Source organism: Paraburkholderia sp. BL6669N2 (assembly GCF_003387275.1).
In the GTDB taxonomy this organism is placed as follows: Bacteria; Pseudomonadota; Gammaproteobacteria; order Burkholderiales; family Burkholderiaceae; genus Paraburkholderia.
Genome location: NZ_QUNA01000001.1, coordinates 3,804,239 through 3,818,415 on the forward strand (window position 1 = coordinate 3,804,239; position 14,177 = coordinate 3,818,415).

Consider the following 14,177-nt stretch of genomic DNA (forward strand, 5'->3'; position numbering starts at 1 on the left):
GCCGACCGGCTCTTCCAAACTCTGCGCCCTGCGCGCGCTGTATTTTTCTGCACGAATCGACCCTATGCGTTTTTCCACCTCCGGCCGCACGTCATTCCCTTCAGTTGCTTCCTTTGTTCCTTCTACGCTTAGCCGTGCCGTGACCCTCGGCGTCGTGCTGCCGGCCACGCTCGTCGCCAGCACCGCGTTCGCGCAAGTGCCGCCGCCGGCCGTCAACGCGCGCTCGTGGGTGCTCGTCGATGCGACCAGCAACCAGGTGCTCGCCTCCGGCAATCCGGACGAGCGCGTGGAACCGGCGTCGCTAACCAAGCTGATGACGGCGTACCTCGTCTTCGAAGCACTGCAGACGAAGAAGATCAACATGGAACAGACGGTCATGCCGAGCGAAGCGGTGCGCCGCGTGCGCACGGACGAATCGCGCATGTTCATCGAAGCCAACAAGCCGGTGACCGTGCACGATCTGGTGTACGGCATGATCATCCAGTCGGGTAACGACGCGGCGATCGCGCTGGCCGAACTGGTTGGCGGCAGCGAGTCGCAGTTCGTCAACATGATGAACACGGAAGCGCAACGCCTCGGCATGAAGAACACGCATTTCGCCGACGTGAACGGCATGCCCGATCCGCAGCACTACACCACGGCGGGCGACCTCGCGGTGTTGTCGGCGCGTCTGATTCGCGACTTCCCTGACTACTACAACATTTTCTCGGTCAAGGAATTCACGTACAACAAGATCAAGCAGCCGAACCGCAACCGTCTGCTGTGGATCGACCCGACGGTCGACGGTCTGAAGACCGGTCACACGCAAGGCGCCGGTTACTGCCTGATCGCGAGCGCGAAGCGTTCGCTGCCGGGCACGACCGACGCGTCGCGCCGTCTCGTTTCGGTCATGATGGGCGAGACCAAGGAACACGACCGCGTGCAGGACAGCCTGAAGATGCTGAACTACGGCTACAGCGCGTACGACACGGTGCGTCTGTACAAGGCGAATCAGGTGGTGGGCACGCCGCGTGTCTACAAGGGCGCACAGGACACCGTGCAGATCGGCGTGAAGAGCGACCAGTACATCACCGTGCCGAAGGGCATGGGCGACAAGGTGAAGCCGCAGATCGAGCAGATCGATCCGCTGATCGCACCGATCGCGAACGGTCAGCAGGTCGGTACCGCGAAGCTCGTGGCCGACGGCAAGGTGCTCGCGCAGTTCCCGATCGTGGCCCTGCAGGCCGTGCCGCAAGCGGGCGTGGTCGGCCGCGTGTGGGACTCGCTGATGCTCATGTTCAACAAGAAGAAGTAAGAGCCTGATTGCAATGACCGCTGTTGCCGATGTTTCGCCTGATCCGATTGTCTATTTGAACGGCGAGTTGGTGCCGTTGTCCGAAGCGCGCGTGCCGGTTCTCGACCGCGGCTTTATTTTCGGCGACGGCATTTACGAAGTTGCGCCTTTGTATGCGCCAACCGGGGGCGCGGGCGGCCGCACGCCGTTCCGTTTCCAGCAGCACCTGGCGCGCCTCGCGCGCTCGGTGGACAAGATCGGCATCGTCAATCCGTTTGACGACGCCGGCTGGCGCGCGCTGATCGAGCGCGTGGTCGCGGCGAACGAGGTGGACGGCGGTTTGCGCGCCGATCAGGACGCGATTGCCTATATTCAGGTCACGCGCGGCGTCGCCAAACGCGGTCACGCGTTTCCGGCCGGCATCCAGCCGACCGTGTTCGTGATGGTCACGCCGCTGACCCTGCCGGACGCGGCGCAGCGCGCGCAAGGTGTGCGTTGCGTGACGGCGGAAGATCGCCGCTGGCTCAATTGCGACATCAAGTCCGTGTCGCTGCTCGGCAACGTGCTGATGGCGCAATATGCCGCGGAGAACGATGCGTTCGAGACGATCCAGTTTCGCGACGGCATGCTGACCGAAGGGTCGTCGTCGAATGTGTGGATGGTGAAGGACGGCGTGTTGTCCGCGCCGCCGCGCAGCCACAAGATTCTCGAAGGGATCCGCTACGGCCTGATCGAGGAACTGACAGGCGAATGCGGCATCCGTTTCGAGGCGCGTGAGATTACCGAGGCCGAACTGCGCGCGGCCGACGAGATCATCGTCAGTTCGGCAACCAAGGAAGTGCTGCCGGTCACGCAACTCGATGGCCGGCCGATCGGCGAGGGCAAGCCAGGTGCGGTCTTTACGGCGCTGTATGCGGCGTATCAGCGAGCCAAGGCCCAGCAAGCGCGCGAGGCGCAGCAAGGAGTAGAGAATGAGTTCCGTGAACGAGTCACTGTTTGAGTTTCCTTGCGATTTCCCGATCAAGATCATGGGCAAATCGCACCCCGAGTTCGCCGAGACGATCGTCACGGTGGTGCGGCAGTTCGACAACGAGGTCGACGCCTCGCGCATCGAGACGCGGCCGTCCAGCGGCGGCAACTACACAGGCCTGACTGTCACGGTGCGCGCCACGAGCCGTGAGCAGCTTGACGATATCTATCGCGCGCTCACCGGCCATCCGATGGTCAAAGTGGTGCTTTAAAGCCCGTCGTTCGAATACGTGTTACGGCGTCACGTGCAATGCGTTCGCCGATAGATCGGCGCTTGCGGCAGGTCGTAGCTCGCAAGCCTGGTCGAACAACTGCTTGAAGCGTCCCACCTCCTCGAACACCCAGTCGTGAAACGCTTTCACGCGGGCGGTTTCGAGCATCTGCGGCGTGCAGATGAAGTAGTACTGCCACGGGCTCGGCCCATCCACGTCGAAAAGCCGCACGAGGCGGCCCGCCGCGATTTCTGGCATGGCCAGCGAGCGGCGCGTGAGCGCGACGCCCTGGCCGTCGATGGCTGCCTGCAGCAGATTCGACGAATCCTGGTAGAGCACGCCGCGCTTCGGCTCGGGCCAGTCGGTGAGGCCGGCTGCGTCGAACCAGGGGCGCCAGAGTTCGTCGTCGGAACGCAGCAGCGGGACTTTGGCCAGATCGGCCGGCGTTTGCGGCAGCTTGCCGCCATTGAAATCCGGCGCGCAGGCGGGAAAGAAAATCTCCTCCAGCAGCAACTCCGAATGCAGACCCGAATATTTGCCGAAGCCGAAACGGATCGCCACGTCGACGTCGTCGCGCGCGAAGTCCGTGAGCGCGTTCGTGGACAGCAGTTCGAGGTCCCACTGCGGATGCGCCTCGATAAAGCTGCCGACACGCGGCGTCACCCAGCGCGCGGCAAACGACGACAGCATGGACACCACCAGCCGCCGCTCGCGATCGCCGGCGCGGATTTCGCGGGTGGCGTCGGCGAGCGCCATCAGCGCCGAGCGCACGTGCGTGGCGTAGCGCCGGCCGGTTTCGGTGAGCCGCACACGCTTGCCGTCGCGCGCGAACAGCGAGACGCCGAGTTCGGCTTCGAGCGCGCGGATCTGGTGGCTCACGGCGCCGTGAGTGACGAAGAGTTCGTCGGCGGCGCGCGAGAAGCTTTCGTGGCGGGCGGCGGCTTCGAATGCCTTGATTGCGTTCAGGGCGGGTAATTGCCGAAGATCCATGCCAATATTTCTCACATAGAGGTGAAAATAGATCGTTTTGCGTAAACCCTTGTTACGTCTAGGATTGTAGTCATGAAACGACTTTTTGCGAGGGCATCATGCGAGAAATTTCCTCTAGCATCGCGTTTGAAATCCGCACTGGCGAGACAGTTCCCCTAAAGGTGGCGCGCAGCACCAGGCTGGTCGTTCGTGGTGGCGCGGTGTGGGTCACGCGCAGCGACGACACGGAAGATTACTGGCTGCAACCTGGTCATACGCTGCGGTTGCGGCGCGGTGAACGGCTTTGGCTGAGCGCCGAGGGCAACGGGCAAGCGAGGGTGGCGTTTTCAGTGCCGACACGCTGCAACGAGCGCGCGTTGAACTGGTTTGCGCGCGTCGGCGAACGGTTGGTGGCGCGTGTAAGAGGCGGCTGGCGTACGGTTTGAAGGCACTGCTGCGGGCGCGATGGTTTAGCCGAACCGCGCGCCGCAGCGGAACGTGGCGAGTGCCGCCGGCACAGCCTGGCACCACCGGCGCGGCCGCGCTGAGGTGAATTGGTACTTCGAGGCGCCGCCACGCTACAGAGACCTGGCGCCTCCAACCCCGCCGCCTCCGGCGGGGATTCCCAGATTTCGGTAAACTGCGGGGATCATGTGCGCCACCCCGGTTTCCCCAAGTCCCTCACCCTCCACGACACCGCTCACGCTGCGTTGGCGTGGCAGCGAACCCTACGAAGCCAGTTTCGAAGCCATGCGCGCGTTCACCGACAACCGCACGGCCGACACCCCAGACGAAATCTGGCTAGTCGAACATCCACCGGTCTTCACGCTAGGCCAGGCGGGCGATCCCGCCCATCTGCTGGCCGCCGACAGTGGTATTCCTCTGGTGAAAGTCGACCGGGGCGGTCAGATCACCTATCACGGGCCGGGGCAGGTAGTGGCCTACCTGCTGCTCGATTTGCGCCGCCGCAAGTTGATGGTGCGCGAACTGGTCACGCGGATCGAGCAAGCCGTGATCGACACCCTTGCGGCGTATAATCTCGCCGGAGAACGAAAGGCGGGCGCCCCCGGTATCTACGTGGCGCCCGGGCCTGAGGTCGGGCTGCACGCCGGTGCCAAGATTGCGGCGCTGGGTCTGAAGATCCGCAACGGCTGCAGTTATCACGGCGTGAGCCTGAATGTGAACATGGACTTGCGGCCGTTTCTGGCCATCAACCCATGTGGCTACGCGGGGCTCGAAACAGTCGATATGGCAACGCTTGGCGTGGCCGCCGGCTGGGACGACGTGGCCCGCACCTTTGCAGAACGCCTCACGGCAAACCTCGACGGCAGTCCCACGGCCGTCGCCCAACCGCAGGCCGGTGCCCTCACCGCCTGACTGGATCGAACGAATGACTGACGTTACCGCGAACCTCGCAGCTTCCCCCGCTCCTGACGCCGTGCCGGCTTCCGCCGCCGCTTATGACGCCACCGCAAAGCAGAAGGCGCAGGCCAAGACCGCCCGTATTCCGATCAAGATTGTCCCGATCGAGAAGCTCAAGAAGCCCGACTGGATCCGCGTCAAAGCGGCGACCGGCAATTCGCGTTTCTACGAAATCAAGCAGATTCTGCGCGAGCACAACCTGCATACGGTGTGTGAAGAAGCGAGCTGCCCGAACATCGGCGAATGTTTCGGCAAGGGCACGGCGACCTTCATGATCATGGGCGACAAGTGCACGCGCCGCTGTCCGTTCTGCGACGTCGGCCACGGTCGACCGGATCCGCTCGATGTGGACGAACCGGGTAATCTCGCGCGCACCATCGCCGCGTTGAAGCTCAAGTACGTGGTGATCACCAGCGTCGACCGTGACGATTTACGTGACGGCGGCGCGGCTCACTTCGTGGAATGTATCCGTCAGACGCGCGAGCTTTCGCCGGAGACGCGCATCGAAATTCTGACGCCGGACTTCCGTGGCCGTCTGGATCGCGCCATCGGTATTCTGAATGCCGCGCCGCCCGATGTGATGAATCACAATCTCGAAACGGTGCCGCGTCTGTACAAGGAAGCGCGCCCGGGTTCGGACTACGCGCATTCGCTGAAGCTGCTGAAAGACTTCAAGGCGCTGCACCCTGAAGTCGCCACCAAGTCCGGTCTGATGGTCGGCCTCGGCGAAACCGAAGAAGAGATTCTGCAGGTGATGCGCGACCTACGTGAACACGACGTGGACATGCTGACGATCGGACAGTATCTGCAGCCCTCGGAGCACCATCTGCCGGTGCGTTCTTACGTGCACCCGGACACGTTCAAGATGTACGAGGAAGAAGCGTACAAGATGGGTTTTACGCACGCAGCCGTGGGCGCGATGGTTCGCTCCAGCTACCACGCCGATTTGCAGGCGCATGGAGCTGGTGTGGTCTGAGCGTTTTAGCTAATAGCTATCAGTATTAGAAAAGCCTGCACGCGTTGCAGGCTTTTTTCTTGTGGGCGGTCAGATTCTGAATGCCGATGCAGCGCAGTTTCGCGCTTCTCCGCGAAGAATTACCGGTAGTAACGTGCGAGCAGCATGCAGATCGAGGCGATCGTGCTACCAATGACTGAAAATGGAGCGGCCAGTTCGATCAGGCGATCGCGCACATCGCGATTCTCCATGACGTAGTCGATCAGATTGGGCATTTGAGTTCTCCCTGTTGGACGTGCTTAAAATTATAGCTCAGAGGGTTGTTATTTAGTTAGTTTAACGAATAATGAGACAGGGCGAATGAGGTGGCCACTGCAGCGGTCATGATCGTGGATGTCCACATCAACTTCCGTTCACGTGCCTCGTCGCCGTGACGATAGTCGGGATTTGGCGTTGAGTCAGCAGCGCCGAACGACACGAGGATGGATGCCACGACGAGAAATAGAACATGCCAGAGCAATCCAGCCAACATGAAAGCCAGCCTGCTGTTCGTCGATGCGTCGCCCAACGCGCTGCCGATTTCATAGCACGCGCTGGCGCACATTGAGATGACGACCCAGAGAAGTTGACCGTTCTGCACGGAACGTATAGCAATACCGTTGGACGACTGCCGATAGAACCGCGAAAAGCTCAACAGAGGCAGCAGCGCAAAGGGCGCGCACACCGGCATGCCGACGTTGAAAAGTAACCAGCTAAGGCGGCCAACGAAATCGATCATAGGAATGCGAAGGTTTAGCGACGCAATGATATTCCCGCCGCGTCAAGCGCGGCTCAATCTGCCGAACGGCCAGCTTGCGCATACAAGCCACTATCCGCGATCATTCGCTGGAGCCGCCTGACTGCCCGTCGCAGCAGTGGCCGCAAACTAACCGAACGTGAAAAGCAATGCTCAAACAGCGTGATTAGCAATCGCGGATTAATTAGAACCGGCCGCAAATAAACTGCCTATAGTCGAAAGCCTCCCGAACAACACCTGCTCAAGGGGCTTTCCGATGAACCGCATCCTCCGTCCGCTTGCCGCGTTCGCTACGCTGCTCGCATTGTCCGCGCCGTTTGCTTGCGTGGCGCACGCCGACACCAAAGAGGTCGTGATCGCGTATCAGGACATGGTGGTGCCCTGGCGTTACGCGCAGGCTACCGGTGAAGTGGAGAAAGCGACCGGCTACAAAGTCACCTACCGCAAGCTGGGCAGCGGTGCCGACGTGATCCGCGCGCTGGCCTCCGGTTCGGTGCAACTCGGTGAAGCCGGTTCGAGCCCGATCGCGGCGGGTCTGTCGCAGGGCGTGGATATTTCGTTGTTCTGGATTCTCGACAATATCAACGACGCCGAAGCGCTGGTCGCACGCGACGGCTCCAATGTAACGAGCGTCGCCGGTCTCAAAGGCAAGAAGATCGGCGTGCCGTTCGTATCGACGTCGCACTTTCACACGCTGGTTGCGTTGCAGAGCGCCGGCGTGAATCCGTCCGAGGTCAAGATCGTCAACCTGCGCCCGCCTGAAGTCGCGGCGGCGTGGGAGCGCGGCGACATCGACGCGACGTATATCTGGGACCCGGTCCTGGCCAAGGTCAAGAAAAACGGCAAGGTGCTCATCACCTCCGGACAGGTCGCGCAACAGACCGGCAAGGCAACCTTCGACGGCTTTGTCGTCGATCGCAAGTTCGCTAGTCAGAACGCCGAGTTCGTCGCGCGCTTCGTGATGGTGCTCGCCGCGACCGACGCAAGTTACCGCGACCACTCGTCCGCATGGACCGCAGCGTCGCCGCAGGTCGAGGCGGTTGCCAAGGAGTCCGGCGCGAACGCGCAGGAAGTGCCGGCGAGCCTTGCGTTATACGCATTCCCAACGCCGTCGCAGCAGGCTTCGAATGCATGGCTCGGCGGCGGCGCGCAATCGGGCGCGGCGAAGTCGTTGGCCGCTACCGCGGCGTTTCTGAAGACGCAAGGCACGATCCAGAACGTGTTGGCCGACTATTCGACCGGCGTCGATCCGCAGTTCGTGCAGCGCGCGGCGCATTGATCGTCGCGCACCGTGTTCCATTGGCATCATGAGGTCCGGCGATGAGCGGTCTTGAAATCCGGCGACTGCATGTCGCCTACGAAGGCGCGCGCGGCGCGGCGCCGCATGTCGCGCTCGCCGACGTCGATCTGCGTATCGAACCCGGCGAGTTCGTGGTCGCGCTGGGCGCGTCGGGCTGCGGCAAGACGACCTTGCTCAACTGCATCGCCGGCTTCATCCCGCCGACTGAAGGTGAAGTGAGATTAAACGGTGAGCCTGTGCTCGGACCGGGCGCGGACCGCGGCGTCGTGTTCCAGAAGTACGCGTTAATGCCGTGGCTCGATGTGCTCGACAACGTCGCACTCGGTTTGCGCTTTCAGCGTGTGCCGAAGGCGGAGCGCGAGCGCATTGCGCTCGACATGCTGAAACTCGTCGGACTTGAGACGCATGCACGCTCGCGGGTCTATGCGTTGTCGGGCGGCATGCAGCCGCGCGTGGGTATTGCCCGCGCGCTCGCCAGCGATCCGCAAGTGCTGCTGATGGACGAACCGATGGGCGCGCTCGACGCAATGACACGCGAGTCGATGCAGGAACTCGTGCTCGATGTCTGGGGCCGCACACGCAAGACAGTGTTTTTCATCACGCATAGCGTCGAAGAGGCGCTCTTTCTTGCGACCCGTCTCGTCGTCATGACGCCGGGACCGGGCCGCATCGCCGATAGCTACGACCTGCCGTTCGCACGGCGTTTTCTACAGACACGCGATGCACGCGCGGTGAAGTCGTCGGCGGATTTCATCGAATGGCGCGAGCGGCTGGTGCATCGGCTGCATGAGCGCAATCAGGACGAGGTGGTGTCGTGACGGCTTCGCGTCAATCATTGGGTGACGCGCCGCTCGCGCAGACTAGCAAGCGGCCGCGGCAAACCGGGCGGCCCGTGCGCGGATGGCGTCTGCCGGGCGAGGGGCCGACCGCCGCGCTCAGCACTTTGTCGGTCGCGACGCTCGCAGCATTGTGGTGGCTTGCCACGCATCTGCATTGGTTGCCGCCGCTATTTCTGCCGACGCCCGAAGCGGTATGGAGCGCCTTCCTCGACGCGTGGCACGGCCGCATTCAAGGTGGCTTGCCGCTCTCGGAGCATCTCGCGTGGAGCGCGTTGCGCGTGTTCGGCGCGTTTGCTTTGGCCGCGCTCACGGCTGTGCCGGTCGGTATCCTGATGGGCGTGAGCCGGGTCGCGCGCGGCCTTCTCGATCCGCCGCTCGAGTTCTATCGACCATTGCCGCCGCTCGCTTATCTGCCGCTCGTGGTGATCTGGTTCGGCATCGACGAGACGGCGAAGATCGTCGTGATCTATCTTGCCTGCTTCGCGCCGATTGCCATGGCCGCGCGCGCCGGCGTGCGCAGCGCCACCATCGAGCAGATTCATGCGGCGTATTCGCTGGGCGGCCGCTTCTCGCAGATCGTGCGGCATGTGGTTTTGCCTGCGGCGTTGCCGGAGATTCTCACCGGTCTGCGCATTGCAATCGGCTTCGGCTGGACGACGCTGGTCGCCGCGGAAATGGTCGCGGCCACTGCGGGCCTGGGTCAGATGGTGCTCAACGCGTCGAGCTTTCTACGCACCGACGTCGTGGTAATGGGCATCGTGCTGATCGGGTTGATCGCGTGGCTGTTCGATCTGGGCATGCGTGCATTGGAGCGGCGGCTCGTGCCTTGGAAAGGGCGCGTATAACGCGGAGGCCGCGCACGGTCAGCGCTCAGTCTCGGTCAAACAGTTCGATCACCGGCCAGCCGCGTTCCGTGGCGATGGCACGCAAACGCGCATCAGGATTGGTCGCGACCGGATTCGTGACGCGCTCCAGCAACGGCACGTCGTTGATCGAATCGCTATAGAACCAGCTCTGCGGGAAATCCTGCAGACGGTGTCCGAGCGAGGCCAGCCAGCTCTCGGTGCGCGTGATCTTGCCTTCGCGGAAGGTGGGCGTGCCGACCGCCATCCCTGTATAGCGCGCCAGCGGATCGCCGCCTTCGGTGTCAAGTTCGATTCCCAGCAGATGCTCGAAACCGAGCGCCTTGCCGATCGGCTCCGTGATGAACACATTAGTTGCGGTGACGATGCAGCAAAGATCGCCCGCATCGAGATGGCGTTGCGCGAGCGCGCGCGCTGCCGGCAGGATGGCCGGTGCAATCACCTGCTGCATAAACTGCGCATGCCACGTGTCGAGCTGCTCGCGCGAGTGGCGGGCGAGCGGCGCCAGCGTGTAGTTCAGATAAGCCGCCATGTCGAGCGTGCCGGCCACGTACTGCTGGTAGTAGTCGTCGATTTCCTGCGCGTGCCGCGCGGCGCCTTCTATCCCCAATCCGGCAATGAAGTGGGCCCACGCCTGATCGCTATCCAGCGGCAGCAAAGTGTGATCCAGGTCGAACAGCGCAAGGTTGCGGCTCATCCAGCGTTCCCGTGGTTAGGTGGTCGAGTGGCAGGAGTCGCCGCATGACTGACCATGAGCCGGCACACAGCAATCCACAGCTTTACCGAGCCTATATTTAAAAGCACAAAATTACAATAAGGCAAAAATATGCAACACTACTGTCATACGCCCCGGGTGCCGGTTCGCGCGGCATGCGGTTCGGGTCATGGCAGCAGGAATGGATGCGCAGTGCCTTATGTTGATTCTCCTAAACCTTCTTGCCGGTGTGGCGCTCCTCGTGTGGGGTTCGCATATTGTGCGCACCGGCATCCTGCGAGTCCTCGGCGCAGACCTGCGCAGCGTGCTGGGGCGCAGCACCAGTAGCCGCGGGCGGGCCTTTCTCTCGGGTGTCGGCGTTACGAGTCTCGTGCAAAGCAGTAATGCCACAGCGGTGATCGTCACATCGTTCGCGGCGCAGGGATTGTTGCCGCTCACCAGCGGCCTTGCGATCATGCTCGGCGCAGACGTCGGCACCGCATTGATGGCGCGGATTCTCACGCTCGACCTATCCTGGTTGTCGCCGATCCTGATTCTGCTCGGCGTGCCGCTGTTCCTGTCACGCAAGCAAACCCGTCTCGGTCAGGCCGGCCGCACGTTGATCGGCCTCGGTTTGATCCTGCTGGCGCTGCGTCTGATCGTCGAAGCCGCGCAGCCGATGATGCACGGCGCCGGCGTGCGCGTCATGTTCGGTGCGTTGACCGGCGACACCATGCTCGACGCGCTGGTCGGCGCCGGGTTCGCCATGCTGTCCTATTCGAGCCTTGCCGCCGTGTTGCTCACCGCAACACTTGCCTCGTCCGGCGTGATTTCGCTGAAGGTCGCGCTGTGCCTCGTGATCGGCGCGAATCTCGGCAGCGGCCTGCTCGCGCTGCTCGGCACCGTCGCGCAAAACGCGGCGGCGCGGCGTCTTGCTTTGGGCAGCTTTGCGTTCAAGCTGGCCGGCGCACTGCTGATCCTGCCGTTCACTTCGCTGCTCGCACGTGGTTTGCCGGTGCTGATCGCGAACCCGCGTGAAGCCACGGTCGGCTTCCACCTGATCTACAACACGCTGCGCTGCTGCGCGTGCCTGTCGCTGATCGACCCGGTGGCGCGTATCTGCGCGCGCGTGTTGCCCGACCGGCCGGTGCCGGGCGGTGAGCTGCGGCCGCTCCATCTGGATGCCACCGCGCTGTCCACGCCGACGCTCGCGCTCGCGCATGCCTCGCGCGAGGTGCTGCGGATCGGCGACATCGTGCGATCCATGCTCGACAATGTCGCGGATCTGATCCATTACAACAATCTGGACAAAGCGCGCGAAACGGTGCGCATGGACGACGATGTGGATGAACTCTACGCCGCCGTCAAATCCTATCTGACGCTGATCTCGCGCGAGCAACTCGACGAGGCCGACAGCCGCCGCTGGACCGACATCATTTCATTGACGATCAACCTGGAGCATGCGGGCGACATCATCGAGCGGATTGTGGGCGACATCGAGGAAAAGAAGATCGCTCATCGCCTGTCGTTTTCGGAAGAAGGGCTGGGCGAACTGGACGACTTGCAGGCGCGGCTCGTCAGCAATCTGCAGCTTGGCCTGTCGGTGTTTCTGAACAACGATCTGCGTTGCGCCGAGCGCCTGCTCGCGGAGAAGGAGCGCTTTCGCGATCTGGAGCGCGCCTATTCCTACCGGCATCTGGACCGGCTTACCGGACAGACCTTGCGAAGCATCGAGACAAGTGCGCTGCATCTCGATCTGATCAGCGACATGAAGCGGCTCAATTCACTGTTCTGTTCGACCGCCTATCCGGTACTCGACGCAGCCGGCGCGTTGCACGACACGCGCTTGCGCAAGCGTTCGCTCGATACGATGCACGTGAAGGAATAACGCTCGAGTCTCCCGACCCAAACCCTAAGCAAGCACGATCTCTTCGAGCTTCTTTTTCAGCGATGCAAAATCGGCGGCTTCGGCCGCTTTTTTATTGGTGACGAGCACGTCGATCCGATCGACCGGGCAGTACGAGATACGGCTGCGCTGACCGATCTTGCTGTAGTCGGCGAGGATCACCACGCGGTCCGCGTTGGCGACCATGGCGCGCGCCACTTCGGTTTCGGCGTGATCGTAATTGGTCGCGCCATGCCGGTGGTCGATGCCGACCGGCGACAGCAGCGCGAGGTCCGCGCGATAGCGCTGGATGTCGAGCACGGTGGTCGCGCCGGTGGTTGCCATGGCGCGGTCGCTGATCGAGCCGCCGAGCAGGATGACTTCGTTGGCCGCTTCGGTCTGATCGACCGCGCCGCGCATCTTCAGTGCGACGTCGATCGAATTGGTGACGATGGTGAGGTTCGCGAGCTTCGCCAATTCTTCGGCCAGCGCGGCGGTGGTGGTGCCGGCGTCGATGAACAGCGTCTGGCCGCTCGCGATCAAACCCGTGGCCGCCTTCGCAATCGCCGTTTTGGATTTGACGCGCATGTGGGCGCGTTCGGCGATCGGCGCTTCGTCGGCGGGCTTGATCGCGCCGCCGTGCACGCGCCGCAATTCACCGAGCGCTTCGAGATCGAGCAGGTCGCGCCGCACGGTTTCGCGCGATACCCCGAGGTCCGCCATGATGCGTTCCGTGGACACGCGTTGCAGCGTGGACAGCAACGCGCGAATTCTCTGATGACGGTCTTCCTGCCACATTCATTTTTCCCTGGATGCGTACGCGCGTTGGTTCAGCCTGTATTTAACTGCGACATCGTGGTCACGAATGTGTGTCCGGACGATGTCAAGCCTACTACTTTAGTCGAATTGTGTTGTATTTTTTTGGCAGCTTGCAAGTTTGTGTATTTCAACTTAGCCTTCGCAGATCGAAGCGCGCAGTCTATTCGAACATCAAATGTTCGGAAAGGAAATGACGTCCGCGCATGCCATCATGATGGCCGAGGCGGTGGTGACGGCCGGGAACGTGTCGAGAGCATGGTCAACCCGCTCTATCTGAAAGGTAACGAGACGTGGGAAACGGGATTAATCGCACCTTATCCGCAGACTGGCCTTATCCGCGACTGGCCGCCCATCGCTGCGGCGGCACGCTGGCGCCGGAAAACACTCTCGCCGGTTTCGACGCCTGCGTGCGTTATGGCTACCGCATGGTCGAATTCGACGCCAAGCTATCCGCCGACAACCAGCTCTTCCTGCTGCACGACGACACACTCGAGCGCACCACCAACGGCCACGGTGCCGCTGCCGAACACACATGGCAGCAACTGGCGACGCTCGACGCCGGCTCCTGGTACGGACCGCAATTCGCCGGCACGCGGTTGCCGACGCTTGCCGAGGCGGCCGAACGCTGCGCGCGCGACGGCATTGCGGCCAACATCGAAATCAAGCCGTGTCCGGGCCGCGACGAGATCACCGGCACGCTGGTGGCGCGCGGTGCGCTGACCTTGTGGCAAGGCCAAAAGACACCGCCGCTGCTGTCGTCGTTTTCGTTCGAGGCGCTCGCCGCAGCACGCGACGCCGCGCCGTCCGTTCAACGCGGCATGCTGTTCGACGAAATTCCTGACGACTGGCTGCGCATCGTGCGTGAACTGGACTGTGTGTCATTTCATGCGAACCAGCGCTATCTCACCGAGCGGCTGGTCGCGGAGGTTCACTGCGCCGGCCTGCGCGTGCTGGCCTACACCGTCAACGAACCGGCGCGCGCGCAACTGCTCGCGCAATGGGGCGTCGACATGATTTGTACAGATCGCATCGATACACTGCGACACGACATGTTCCCGGTGCCGGCCAACCCGGCCTGAGCGACATGGCACGGGTGCGCAAGTGCGAGCTTGCAGAGGCGC

General features: G+C 62.6%; 16 protein-coding genes. 11 read left to right on the forward strand and 5 right to left on the reverse strand.

Annotated features, from left to right (window positions below):
- Nucleotides 1–64 precede the first annotated feature (64 nt).
- From B0G80_RS17340 to B0G80_RS17350, 3 genes are read left to right on the forward strand one after another with little or no spacing between them, the layout of a single operon-like run.
- A complete protein-coding gene (locus B0G80_RS17340; RefSeq protein WP_106282266.1) occupies nt 65–1,294 on the forward strand; it encodes a D-alanyl-D-alanine carboxypeptidase family protein in 1,230 nt (409 codons plus the stop codon).
- Between the two features lie 13 nt (nt 1,295–1,307).
- Nucleotides 1,308–2,273, forward strand: a complete 966-nt coding sequence (locus tag B0G80_RS17345; RefSeq protein ID WP_116118774.1) for a D-amino acid aminotransferase — start codon at nt 1,308–1,310, stop codon at nt 2,271–2,273.
- Nucleotides 2,245–2,514: a DUF493 family protein gene (locus B0G80_RS17350; protein ID WP_106282264.1), complete on the forward strand. Its 270-nt coding sequence runs from the start codon at nt 2,245–2,247 to the stop codon at nt 2,512–2,514. Before B0G80_RS17345 ends, B0G80_RS17350 begins: the two co-directional genes overlap by 29 nt.
- 21 nt (nt 2,515–2,535) lie before the next feature.
- Here B0G80_RS17350 and B0G80_RS17355 read toward each other — a convergent pair whose 3' ends face one another.
- Nucleotides 2,536–3,504: a transcriptional regulator GcvA gene (locus tag B0G80_RS17355; RefSeq protein ID WP_106282263.1), complete on the reverse strand. Its 969-nt coding sequence runs from the start codon at nt 3,502–3,504 to the stop codon at nt 2,536–2,538.
- Nucleotides 3,505–3,602: 98 nt separating this feature from the next.
- Between B0G80_RS17355 and B0G80_RS17360 the strand changes: the two genes are divergently transcribed.
- The 3 genes from B0G80_RS17360 (at nt 3,603) to lipA (ending at nt 5,881) form a co-directional block, all read left to right on the forward strand.
- Nucleotides 3,603–3,929: a DUF2917 domain-containing protein gene (locus tag B0G80_RS17360; RefSeq protein ID WP_116118775.1), complete on the forward strand. Its 327-nt coding sequence runs from the start codon at nt 3,603–3,605 to the stop codon at nt 3,927–3,929.
- A 205-nt stretch (nt 3,930–4,134) separates the two neighbouring features.
- Nucleotides 4,135–4,860 carry a lipoyl(octanoyl) transferase LipB gene (gene lipB, locus B0G80_RS17365; protein WP_116118776.1) on the forward strand — a complete coding sequence of 242 codons (726 nt, stop codon included), beginning with the start codon at nt 4,135–4,137 and terminating at the stop codon, nt 4,858–4,860.
- Nucleotides 4,861–4,873: 13 nt separating this feature from the next.
- A complete protein-coding gene (gene lipA, locus B0G80_RS17370) occupies nt 4,874–5,881 on the forward strand; it encodes a lipoyl synthase (protein ID WP_106282260.1) in 1,008 nt (335 codons plus the stop codon).
- Between the two features lie 119 nt (nt 5,882–6,000).
- Here the strand turns inward: lipA and B0G80_RS46860 are convergent, their stop codons facing one another.
- Nucleotides 6,001–6,135, reverse strand: coding sequence for a hypothetical protein (locus B0G80_RS46860; RefSeq protein ID WP_258193327.1), 135 nt, complete (start codon nt 6,133–6,135; stop codon nt 6,001–6,003).
- A 56-nt stretch (nt 6,136–6,191) separates the two neighbouring features.
- Nucleotides 6,192–6,638 (reverse strand): hypothetical protein, encoded by a 447-nt coding sequence (locus B0G80_RS17375; RefSeq protein ID WP_116118777.1) that lies wholly within the window; start codon nt 6,636–6,638, stop codon nt 6,192–6,194.
- 274 nt (nt 6,639–6,912) lie between these two features.
- On the opposite strand from B0G80_RS17375, the gene tauA reads away from it, so the two are divergent.
- The 3 genes from tauA to B0G80_RS17390 are packed head-to-tail and all read left to right on the forward strand — an operon-like array spanning nt 6,913 to nt 9,640.
- Nucleotides 6,913–7,935 (forward strand): taurine ABC transporter substrate-binding protein, encoded by a 1,023-nt coding sequence (gene tauA / locus B0G80_RS17380; RefSeq protein WP_116118778.1) that lies wholly within the window; start codon nt 6,913–6,915, stop codon nt 7,933–7,935.
- A gap of 41 nt (nt 7,936–7,976) precedes the next feature.
- Entirely contained in the window at nt 7,977–8,774 is a 798-nt protein-coding gene (locus B0G80_RS17385; RefSeq protein ID WP_116118779.1) for a taurine ABC transporter ATP-binding protein, read from the forward strand.
- The gene (locus B0G80_RS17390; protein ID WP_116118780.1) at nt 8,771–9,640 is read left to right on the forward strand and encodes an ABC transporter permease subunit; all 870 of its coding nucleotides are present in this window, start codon (nt 8,771–8,773) and stop codon (nt 9,638–9,640) included. Before B0G80_RS17385 ends, B0G80_RS17390 begins: the two co-directional genes overlap by 4 nt.
- Nucleotides 9,641–9,665: 25 nt before the next feature.
- On the opposite strand, the gene B0G80_RS17395 is transcribed toward B0G80_RS17390, so the two are convergent.
- Nucleotides 9,666–10,355: an HAD family phosphatase gene (locus tag B0G80_RS17395; protein ID WP_116118781.1), complete on the reverse strand. Its 690-nt coding sequence runs from the start codon at nt 10,353–10,355 to the stop codon at nt 9,666–9,668.
- 217 nt (nt 10,356–10,572) lie between these two features.
- On the opposite strand from B0G80_RS17395, the gene B0G80_RS17400 reads away from it, so the two are divergent.
- A complete protein-coding gene (locus B0G80_RS17400; protein ID WP_116119721.1) occupies nt 10,573–12,240 on the forward strand; it encodes a Na/Pi cotransporter family protein in 1,668 nt (555 codons plus the stop codon).
- A gap of 24 nt (nt 12,241–12,264) precedes the next feature.
- Here the strand turns inward: B0G80_RS17400 and B0G80_RS17405 are convergent, their stop codons facing one another.
- Nucleotides 12,265–13,035: a DeoR/GlpR family DNA-binding transcription regulator gene (locus B0G80_RS17405; protein WP_106302239.1), complete on the reverse strand. Its 771-nt coding sequence runs from the start codon at nt 13,033–13,035 to the stop codon at nt 12,265–12,267.
- A gap of 311 nt (nt 13,036–13,346) precedes the next feature.
- Here B0G80_RS17405 and ugpQ point away from each other — a divergent pair, with 311 nt between their 5' ends.
- Nucleotides 13,347–14,135 (forward strand): glycerophosphodiester phosphodiesterase, encoded by a 789-nt coding sequence (gene ugpQ, locus B0G80_RS17410; protein WP_116118782.1) that lies wholly within the window; start codon nt 13,347–13,349, stop codon nt 14,133–14,135.
- The last annotated feature ends 42 nt before the right edge of the window (nt 14,136–14,177 follow it).

Excerpts from the sequence above, each read along its gene's own strand:
- B0G80_RS17340 (WP_106282266.1), top strand. The coding sequence starts at position 65 with ATGCGTTTTTCCACCTCCGGCCGCACGTCATTCCCTTCAGTTGCTTCC.
- B0G80_RS17345 (WP_116118774.1), top strand. The coding sequence starts at position 1,308 with ATGACCGCTGTTGCCGATGTTTCGCCTGATCCGATTGTCTATTTGAAC.
- B0G80_RS17350 (WP_106282264.1), top strand. The coding sequence starts at position 2,245 with ATGAGTTCCGTGAACGAGTCACTGTTTGAGTTTCCTTGCGATTTCCCG.
- B0G80_RS17355 (WP_106282263.1), bottom strand. The coding sequence starts at position 3,504 with ATGGATCTTCGGCAATTACCCGCCCTGAACGCAATCAAGGCATTCGAA.
- B0G80_RS17360 (WP_116118775.1), top strand. The coding sequence starts at position 3,603 with ATGCGAGAAATTTCCTCTAGCATCGCGTTTGAAATCCGCACTGGCGAG.
- lipB (WP_116118776.1), top strand. The coding sequence starts at position 4,135 with ATGTGCGCCACCCCGGTTTCCCCAAGTCCCTCACCCTCCACGACACCG.
- lipA (WP_106282260.1), top strand. The coding sequence starts at position 4,874 with ATGACTGACGTTACCGCGAACCTCGCAGCTTCCCCCGCTCCTGACGCC.
- B0G80_RS46860 (WP_258193327.1), bottom strand. The coding sequence starts at position 6,135 with ATGCCCAATCTGATCGACTACGTCATGGAGAATCGCGATGTGCGCGAT.
- B0G80_RS17375 (WP_116118777.1), bottom strand. The coding sequence starts at position 6,638 with ATGATCGATTTCGTTGGCCGCCTTAGCTGGTTACTTTTCAACGTCGGC.
- tauA (WP_116118778.1), top strand. The coding sequence starts at position 6,913 with ATGAACCGCATCCTCCGTCCGCTTGCCGCGTTCGCTACGCTGCTCGCA.
- B0G80_RS17385 (WP_116118779.1), top strand. The coding sequence starts at position 7,977 with ATGAGCGGTCTTGAAATCCGGCGACTGCATGTCGCCTACGAAGGCGCG.
- B0G80_RS17395 (WP_116118781.1), bottom strand. The coding sequence starts at position 10,355 with ATGAGCCGCAACCTTGCGCTGTTCGACCTGGATCACACTTTGCTGCCG.
- B0G80_RS17400 (WP_116119721.1), top strand. The coding sequence starts at position 10,573 with ATGTTGATTCTCCTAAACCTTCTTGCCGGTGTGGCGCTCCTCGTGTGG.
- B0G80_RS17405 (WP_106302239.1), bottom strand. The coding sequence starts at position 13,035 with ATGTGGCAGGAAGACCGTCATCAGAGAATTCGCGCGTTGCTGTCCACG.